The sequence below is a fragment of the Paenibacillus terrae genome (assembly GCF_000943545.1).
Lineage (GTDB): Bacteria > Bacillota > Bacilli > Paenibacillales > Paenibacillaceae > Paenibacillus > Paenibacillus terrae_A.
On record NZ_JTHP01000126.1, the window covers coordinates 1 to 9,191 of the forward strand.

At 40.9% G+C, this 9,191-nt stretch carries 11 protein-coding genes; all 11 read right to left on the reverse strand.

Going from position 1 to position 9,191, the window contains the following annotated elements; translation table 11 throughout:
- The coding region (locus QD47_RS28415) for a recombinase family protein (RefSeq protein WP_044649283.1) at positions 1 to 1,195 on the reverse strand (1,195 nt) is incomplete at its 3' end.
- Between the two features lie 90 nt (positions 1,196 to 1,285).
- On the reverse strand, positions 1,286 to 1,411 hold the full coding sequence (locus QD47_RS33820) for an SHOCT domain-containing protein (protein WP_268794281.1): 126 nt from the start codon (positions 1,409 to 1,411) through the stop codon (positions 1,286 to 1,288).
- Positions 1,412 to 1,473: 62 nt separating this feature from the next.
- Positions 1,474 to 2,625, reverse strand: coding sequence for an Ig-like domain-containing protein (locus QD47_RS28420; protein WP_044649284.1), 1,152 nt, complete (start codon positions 2,623 to 2,625; stop codon positions 1,474 to 1,476).
- On the reverse strand, positions 2,622 to 2,912 hold the full coding sequence (locus tag QD47_RS28425; protein WP_044649285.1) for a hypothetical protein: 291 nt from the start codon (positions 2,910 to 2,912) through the stop codon (positions 2,622 to 2,624). The genes QD47_RS28420 and QD47_RS28425 overlap by 4 nt, the downstream gene beginning before the upstream one ends.
- Positions 2,912 to 3,223, reverse strand: coding sequence for a phage head-tail connector protein (locus QD47_RS28430; RefSeq protein WP_044649286.1), 312 nt, complete (start codon positions 3,221 to 3,223; stop codon positions 2,912 to 2,914). Before QD47_RS28430 ends, QD47_RS28425 begins: the two co-directional genes overlap by 1 nt.
- Entirely contained in the window at positions 3,216 to 3,434 is a 219-nt protein-coding gene (locus QD47_RS28435) for a hypothetical protein (protein ID WP_044649287.1), read from the reverse strand. Before QD47_RS28435 ends, QD47_RS28430 begins: the two co-directional genes overlap by 8 nt.
- Positions 3,435 to 3,531: 97 nt before the next feature.
- Positions 3,532 to 4,362: a P22 phage major capsid protein family protein gene (locus QD47_RS28440; protein ID WP_044649288.1), complete on the reverse strand. Its 831-nt coding sequence runs from the start codon at positions 4,360 to 4,362 to the stop codon at positions 3,532 to 3,534.
- Between the two features lie 28 nt (positions 4,363 to 4,390).
- A complete protein-coding gene (locus QD47_RS28445; RefSeq protein ID WP_044649289.1) occupies positions 4,391 to 5,008 on the reverse strand; it encodes a DUF4355 domain-containing protein in 618 nt (205 codons plus the stop codon).
- Positions 5,009 to 5,777: 769 nt separating this feature from the next.
- Positions 5,778 to 7,085, reverse strand: coding sequence for a phage portal protein (locus QD47_RS28455; protein WP_044649291.1), 1,308 nt, complete (start codon positions 7,083 to 7,085; stop codon positions 5,778 to 5,780).
- A 140-nt stretch (positions 7,086 to 7,225) separates the two neighbouring features.
- The gene (locus tag QD47_RS28460) at positions 7,226 to 7,747 is read right to left on the reverse strand and encodes an SMI1/KNR4 family protein (RefSeq protein ID WP_044649292.1); all 522 of its coding nucleotides are present in this window, start codon (positions 7,745 to 7,747) and stop codon (positions 7,226 to 7,228) included.
- A gap of 77 nt (positions 7,748 to 7,824) precedes the next feature.
- A partial coding sequence (terL, locus tag QD47_RS28465) for a phage terminase large subunit (protein WP_044649293.1) occupies positions 7,825 to 9,191 on the reverse strand: 1,367 nt, incomplete at its 5' end.

The following is a 9,191-nucleotide window of genomic DNA, read 5'->3' on the forward strand; positions in this document are numbered from 1 at the left end:
CCTTGTTCTCATACATCCGGTTGAACAATCGTACAAACGCGGAATGTAAAACTTGCTCATCAACCGATTTGGCATCACAGGCTACTTTACCTTCATTGACATACGTTTTGCATTGCCATACCACTTTTTTGGATGGATTATTGCTGTTCCAGGTTCGTCGTTTAAAAATGGCCCCACAGCATCCACAATATACTTTACTGCTCAGTGCGTATTTACTGGAGTATCTTTTACTCTCCCCCATCACACTCCCTTTTAGCTTGGCACGGCGTGCCTTCTCTTTTTGCACCGCTTCAAATAGTTCCTTGGATACAATCGGTTCATGGTTGTCCTCAATTAAATATTGCTGCTCCTGTCCTTGATTCCTTATTCGTTTGTGGGTTAGAAAATCTACCGTTACCGTCTTTTGCTGAAGCAAAGCTCCGTAATATTTCTCATTGGTCAGAATTAAGGTAATGGAGGAATCCCACCACGTATCGCCACCCGTGACTGTTTTAATGTGATCTCGCATCAATCCTCTAGCAATCGCCTGATAGCTTTTTCCACCCAAATACTCCTCATATATCCTGCGTACAATCTCTGCTTCTGGCTCGTTAATCACCAGTTCCCCCTGCTCGTCCTTATCGTAGCCGAGGAAGCGGTTCGTGTTACAGAAGACTTTGCCGTTTTGGAAGCCACGTAATATGCCCCATCGACTATTCTCAGAAATATTCCGACTCTCGTCTTGTGCAAGAGAACTCAGAATGGTCAGCAATACTTCGCCTGTGGTATCGAGTGTATTAATGTTCTCTCGTTCAAAGAATACAGCCACTCCGAGACTTTTGAGTTCCCGTACATATTTCAATAAATCTAATGTATTTCTGGCAAATCTTGAAATCGACTTGACCAGTATGAGATCCAGTTTACCATTTCGGGCATCCTGTATCATCCGATTAAAGTGCGTTCTATTTTTGGTGTTGGTTCCACTGATGCCCTCATCTGCGTAAATATCAGCCATTTCCCATTCCAAGTTGTTTTGAATGTGTTGAGTATAGTGATTCACCTGATTGGTATAGCTCTCCTTTTGCTCCTCGGAATCGGTACTGACCCGGCAATAGGCAGCGACTTTCTTCTTTTGAATCGATTGAATTCCTTCTACGATGTCCATCGTTTTAATGGGAACGACGACGACTTTTTTTGCGGTTGCGGCTTGTGCCATAGGTGTTTCTCCCTTCGATATCTTCTTTATACGGTCACATGGTATAATGCTTGCGGCACATCATCAAGTCCATTTCTGCCCATGTTATAGCTACTTGAAAGATTTTTTATTGAGCTGGTCAATGGCTATAAATTCTTCTTCTGTAATTACATTATGGGCTTTCAATTGTTTTAACAGGCTTAGACTCAGTAGATAATCAATAGATTTTCGTTGCATATATATGTGCTCCTTTGAAATAAAAATGGCTCACCTCTAGGGCAAGCCGATAGATATAAAGCTTAGAATAAATTCTTAAGTCTAATGTTCTTTTCTGCGGTAATGCTAGGATCGCTTACTAAAGTGGCCGTCAACACAAGGGCTTTATTGTTCGCTCCACTACTGCTTCCTGCTTTTATAGTTACGCTATTTCCTGTACTCGCTGTCATGCTCCCCATGATAGGAGTTGAATCATCTTGATTTCGTAGGCTCCACTCTACCGACTGGTCAAATACTTCCACTCCATGATCATAGATATGACTGACGTATGAGGCGCTTTGGCCTGTTTTTAGAACTGAATTGCCGGTAATGGCTATCGAATAGTTATGCGTTCCCGTTTCGACGACTCTCATTTCAATCGTACTCAATATTGTAGGGTGATACGTTAATTTTGCGGTGATGCTTGCTTGTTCCAAAGCGATACCCATCACCTGGCCTTGCTGATCTACACTAACCACATTCGGATCACTGGATATATAGGTAATCGCCGGATTCGCTACCTCATTTCCATTATCCGTAGCGGTCACTTTCAATGGTAACGTTCCATTAATCGGCACATGAGCTATCGTTCCCTGATGAATATGTAATGCATATGTATGAGCAATCTCGTACTTCCATCTGTCTGCAATGTTATGTTCCACATCATCATAGGCTGTATTCATGCTATCCAATGTGCAGCTTAACTGGATAATGCCATTCATTGTGCGGTCAATTCCAACTATTTTAAACGGCTGATGAGTCATATAAAATCGTTGGCTTAATGTAATGCCCCTTGTATCTGCATTGTCCTGTAGACTAACCAGAATATTTCCCTCTGGCATGGAGATAACTTTACCTGTTTCCGTTGAAAATGTTCTAGCTTCTACCACAGCATCAAACCATTTCACCTGTCCATTCCAGTTTAAAGCCACACGTTGATTACATTTTTTCATTCTGCCTCGACAAGACTGTTCATTTCGATCCACCTGACTGGTAATTAAATAACGTTCATCACGATAATCCACTATATCTCCTGTATGTAAAGGTGTTGCTGCTCGAATAATTTTTTCATCGGTCATTTGAATATTATTTGTCGCATCTCGAATCAGACCAAGCTGTCTTACACCGTTTATGTGTACAAGCTCGCCTTTCTCTCGCAGGAAAAAATCTATCATCGGCTCTAGGCTCCTTGTCACTCCTCCACCTCCAAACCAAAATCCTGCTTGCAGCGATACAGGTACAACTCCACATAATCACTCCATTCCTTCTTATCCAAAATAATAAAAATATCCTCACCAATTCGGACATAGCCATTCGACTGCAATAAGGATTCCAATGGACAGAAAGCTCGATGTATCGTCTCCAAGGTGTAACCATCTTCAAAGGAAAAGCTTTTGCGATAAGGTTGTACATCTGCCATGATTAACTGGACAGGAGTAAAATTGATATTATCCAAAATTTCCAACTTCGTATCATAGAACATTAATCTGTCCCGACCTTGATTTTAGGCAGAGGAAGAGCAAGTTGAATACTTGTCGGAATCCCCGTTTCATAGGTGGCTGAGCGTTCACCTTCCTGCTTATTGGTTAAACCAACCGAATCCCGATTTTTATAGAGATACACCGCATAATCGACCATGACTTCATCATATTCCACTGGCAGTGTTACCACATTACAATAGCCAAAAATATTTCCTCTAGCTTTATTCAAATAGTGGATCAGGATATCATCCTTCGATATGTCTGTTGGTTCAATGCCTAATAACCGTTTAAGTAAATTCAATGAATCACTCATGTGCTGCCTCCTGTTCCTCCTTTATCTGTGCCTTCTCGTTACGCTTCATATTTCTTACAGTTTGGGCTTTCGTTTGGGTTGCTTCTTGCTTAGTCTCATCTGGTTGAGGTTCCTCCACTTGCTCATAATGCCCACTGGCCTGTAACCGCAGCATTAACTCCTGATCTGTGACTTCCCATATACATCCTGTTTCCTGATTCAAAAACCACATCTTATCACCCTCCAAAAATGAAAAATAGGGTATCCAAAACGGACACCCCGAACGTGTTTCTTCTATTATAATGTGTTCTCATATCATCCTATTTTAATTAGGACTTATTGGCCGTGAGTACAGCGAGGGCTTCCGGCTTGATACATTTAGCTCCGAATACCTGCAATCCTTTTACCGCATCTGAAAATTGTTTCTCTGGTCTGAATGCTTCCACGGAATCCACTTGTCCAGCAAACGAAATCGCACTCTTATGACCTGCGATGATTTTATACTTGGCTCCTGTGGTATTCGGCACATTGTTGGATTTATAAACGGTCATGCCATCAATATCTCCCACATAACCTGTGCGGATAATATTCGAGTCTTTGGTAAAGCGTGCATCCTTCAAAAGCAAGCCATAGTACCATGCAGGAACCACCACAAAACGTTCGCTTTCAGGCACATTGTTCTCATCCAGCAGCACGCCAAGATCAATCAGCAAATCATAGGCTGTATCTTTCGTGGAGGTTATAGGCGTTGTATCATTGCCCATCGTATTCTCAGCTTTGACCTCTGTGTAGAATCCAGCAAGATACTGATCCACTACATTGGCGAGTCCATACGAAGCTTCCACGATTCCACCATCCAGTAGATTCACATTCGCTTGTGCAGCATCGACATCATCCACCTGAAAATTGAAATACTTCGCCTGATCGATCACCAACGTTTTTTGCGTAGCATCCAGTTCCTGTGGATTCCCGATTCCAGCTACCTTGTCATAATTGCCAATCGTCACCGCTCCAATCGAATTGATTTTCACTGTGGAACCTTGACCTTTAATCTCACCTTCATAATCGGTGTTGACCACATTACCGTACACCAAATTCTTCTTCAAACTTTCATTTAAACGTGCGCTCCAAATGGTAGGAATAAAATTCTGTACTGACATATCTAATCACCCTGTCCTTTTCTATTGATTATTGTTTGTTTTGTAATGCTTGTTTGACTTGATCCCAATGCTGATTAATCTCGTTGGGGGACATTCCTTTAATCGCATCCAATGTAAATGTTCTACCTGTTGAATTCGGAGGAGGTGTATATCCATCCCCTTTGAGTCGTTGCTCGACTTGCTGTTGTATAGCTAGTTGCAGCGATTGTTCCAACATAGTTAAATTCGCTGTCGTTGTGTCTTCATCCGCACCAATAAAAAAATCCACTAACGGGAGTGGAAGTTTCTCTTCGGATGCAATTTTAATTGCTTGACTGGTTAGCCGTTCACGTTGCTTCTCTAGCTTCATATTTTCCACTTCGGCTCGTAGCTTCTCGACTTCGATTTCTTTCTCATCTTTAGCCGGGAATCGCTTCTTGATCTCAACATCTACTGCACTTTCCAAATGATTGGCTTTCCACGTTTCCAGCGATTTAGCGGATCGTTTGTCCACCGTGCTATCGAACCAACTTTTTGCATCATGATTAGATTGAATGAATTGCTCTATCCCTTCTACGCTATACGGACTCAAACCCTGAAGATACGTTTGCCATTCCTCATTCGTTTGGTTTTCCTCAATCAACTGCTTTACTTGTTCTAAATTCATTTTCATTAATCTCCTTTATTGCCCATTCGACTCTGTAGAACCGAACACGTATGTATGTATGGAGCCGTTTAATGTCATGCTTAGGACAGGGATGTTACGCTTTAGGAATCACAAAAACGAGGAAAAGGTACAAACATACCAACTCCCCACTTTTAGGTATTTTTAACCCTTATTTCATTTGGATTTTTGACAGCCTAAAGCGTAACACCGAGTCTGTTTGGGTTCGAGCTTTCGAACACGTATATGTATGTTCAATTCGTTTAACGTCATACCTGCTACAATGATGTTACGCATTAGAAACCGTAAAAACGAGAAATAGGCACAAACATACCAACTCCTCATTTTGGGTTGTTTTTCTCCCTTAGTTTATTGGGCTTTTTATACCTCTAAAGCGTAACATCAAGCCTGTTTTTTCCTCATCTGACGCATCCGTAATTTCGTCTTTTCGTTTGCATTCTTGTCTCTGCATTTATCACAATATTTCTGCCGATTCGAATTCGCTGAAAAAGTAGCCTTACATTTCTGACAGTTCACCCTCGGTTGCGCTGTTTTAAATTCAGATTCTATATTCCGCTCAGACGTATATTCTCGCTCCAGCTTCTCGTCTATTGGCAGCACTCCATTTTCAAAATAGGTACATCGAAGTGGAGCATCTTCTTGAGCGAAAAATACACATGGGCCATCTTGTAAACAGCAATAATTCGGGATGCCATGTTTCGTTCCGAGATAACAAGCACAGCTATTCTTCACGAGCCGCTTGATCCTATTTTTATTCTGCATTCGATTTCTCCTTACCTACATCTCCTAATCGTTGCTGCTCCGAATGAAATTTATTGAATTCCAGCTTGGGATTCTCTACAAACGGTAACAGTGTTAGCAATGTTTCCTGAGATACGACTTGCTGCAATTTAACGATTACATCTGCCATCCCAACCAAATCTGTCGGTAAGTTGCGAGTAAACTTCACAGCAATATCCCGGTAATCGTATTGAACGCCTTCTTTAATGTGCAGGAACGTGAAGAAATTACGTACCCGCTGCTTGATCGCTTTTTCCATCAACGCTTCACGCATCGCCACTCGATTCTCCAGATTAAGCAGCTTGTTTCTCAGCGCTAAGGAAGACGTATTACTGGCCCAGTTTTCATTAAAGTTGACCTGATCCATCATATCGAAAATTTTGCGTTCAATATTGTCCAACTCGTTTTTCACAAAAGAATCGTTAATCTCCTTCGTAAGCCAGCTTACCTTCCCCCCAGCCGGAACCTGAATAATGCCCATCTTCTTCATATTCAATAAATCTTCAGCTTCCAGCTTTGCATTCTCAATCACAAGATAGGCGTTGCGATGATCTGCAATTTCATTGACCAAGTCAGAATTCAATGCGTTATAGGCATCAAATAAAGAAATCACATCATGGAAGCCACTTTTTCTCTCCGTATTGGCTGGACAGGAGATGAGCGGGACTCTTCCAAAGATGTGATTATGTTTGCCGATATATTTTAATTCGGGTGATTGATTTTGCTTCATTTGATTGTTTTTATTATCACTACTAATTGTATAGTGTAAGATTTCACGGTCGGTATACACGTCCAGATACACTTGCTTATCAAACCTTCTCGTAAATTTATGTAGGCCAAGTAGTACATTTCTTTCTGCTGTTCCATCTTCCAACACATAGGCATTCAAAGGGGATAATACGGTGGCTGAAAACTGACCATCTGAGTCGATGTAGTTCAATTCAAAGCTCTCACCGAATATTTCAGATTGTTTCCGAAGCTGTAGATTATGTTCTTTATCCCAATGACTCATATGTACATCTATATTATGTATAGCTGCGTCCTGATCTGACTTGGACACATAGTTTACTGGCTTTCCAAGCAGATAGCCCACTTCATTATCTACGAACTTACGAGGGAAATTGAAGATGAGCTTTTGATTGCTTCGACTTTCTTGCATGGCGTAATTTTTAAGAATAGCATGCTGACCATTGTAGTAATCTGAATATTTCTGTTTGGCTAATGCAGTCGAATGGAGTTCGTTTAGACACTCTAATATGATTTGTTCGGTAATTTGCAAATAGGCTCTTCCTTTCAAAATAACAATGTCATATTTCCACTAATTTTTACACATATCAAAAAACTGCCCTTTAAAAAGGCAGTTCCTTAGTTAACTATTCTGCTAAGAAGTTTAAATTCTAGTTTACGCACATAATTCATTCAATCCTCTTCTTCCAGACAAATTTCAATGAATTCATATAGGTTGTTCCCCTCTACAGAACGGTTTCCCCAGTCGTGCCAAAAGTATAGTACTTGTCCTACAACTCCCGCTTCGGATGGATCTGTATCAAGACAGAGATAGTCCCCACCACCGTTCTCTGCAATTGGTACCCATTTAGGATTCCAAAGACAAGGCCTGATTTCATTATCGGCATCCAATTCCAAATCGTCTGGATCAAATTCTCCCTGAATAAACTTCCAGTTATCGATAATTTGAGCAATAGGGGAAAGTGTTAAATTTCTTACGAAAGAACTAACTCCCACCTTCCAATCTTGCCCATTATGTACCCTATAAAAATTTTTCATTTCTTCGGGAAGCTTGATGCCAAGCGTACTTTCGAGTATTTGGAAATCTTCATCTCTTGCACCGACTTGTAGATTCAATTTCTTTTCAAAATCCGCTTCCTGGCTTATCCCTTTTTCAATAATACGCTGCCATAGTGACTCAGCTTGATACATCATTTCTTTATCCTCCAGCTACTCGACAAATATACTTAATCTTCAATTCCATTGTTGGTATTATAGCTTTAATAGGTTCTTTAAAATAGCAAACTACGATCATAAAATTTCAGACTTTTGACCGACTGAATCAATTGAATAGCACCATACAAACTATCCGGTGCATCATCATATTGGCAGTTTCGGTTATAATCCTTTATCTGATTATTATATCGAATGTTATCTGCATTGAACAGAATATGACCTTTCTTGATTTCTGGCTCCAAGCTAATAATTCGTTCATGCTTCTGCCCCTTGGAATGCACACTTTCTACGGGTGTATGTATATTCGCTTTCCATAACTCTTCTTCAAACTTTTGCTTCATATAGCTTTGTGCCTGATTGACTTCAAATCCTAGCTTATCTACAGGATAAAGCTTTAATTTTTCAATCGCTACTTGAAACAAATCATCCGGCAACAGTTTATAGATAGTGCCATCGATCACGTACATCTGCTTCGTCTTTCTGTGCTGACCTATAATCGAAACCGCAGAATAGTCATTTTTCTTCCCGGCTTTAATCGCTGGATCAATATACATCGCCATTTCCATTTCATCAAACTCAGGTAGCCTGTCCCAATACATGAGATTTTGGAATATGTATTCATCGGTTGAGCGCGGATCGTTCTGTAGCTCTTTATAAAATGACTTTTCACCCATGGCTTGTTTCTTGCACATCAAATAGTAATAGTCCAAATACTCGCTCCACAGGATTTCCGTACCCTCTAGCATTTCTTTTTCATGGGCCATAAAGAAAGACAAAGCCGTATTGATCCTATCCTCGTCTTGGAGATTATTATATTGTCGCTCCCACTCTGACCACAGATCATCACGCTCTGAAAACTGAAGCACGGCTGCTTTACGAACACTTCGCACACCAGGGATTTTACCCTTGAGCAGATCAGCCATGATATCTTCTTCGTTGAGAATCGTTCCACAGATCAGTATATTGGTGTCCCTTGTTCCAATAGGAAGAATGACATCCGTAAACGTATTTTTAATCTGTTCTCGTTTGGATTCGGATCGTGCGGTGTCTTCCTTGAGCAAATCATCCATCAATACCAGCGCAGGACGATGATGCTTATAGTGAATACCTCTCAAGCTACCGTCAATCCCACGAATCATAATGCAGGAGTCCAGTCCACCTTTACTCTTCAGCCAAATCTCATTGTTGTTCCAGCGGCTTCCTTTACGAATACCAAAATCCTCAATCAGCATCGTATTCGTTTCTAACTCATCTTTGATCATATCGAGGAACGGCAATGCAATCTGTTCTGTGGCTGATATGATCAGTGTAAACTGTGATTTATCATATAAAGTCGCATACAGTGGAAATAAAAAAGAACTGATCGTTGACTTTCCATGCTCCCTTGGGAGGCCGAAGGCCGTAATCAGTCCAGTATGGGCGA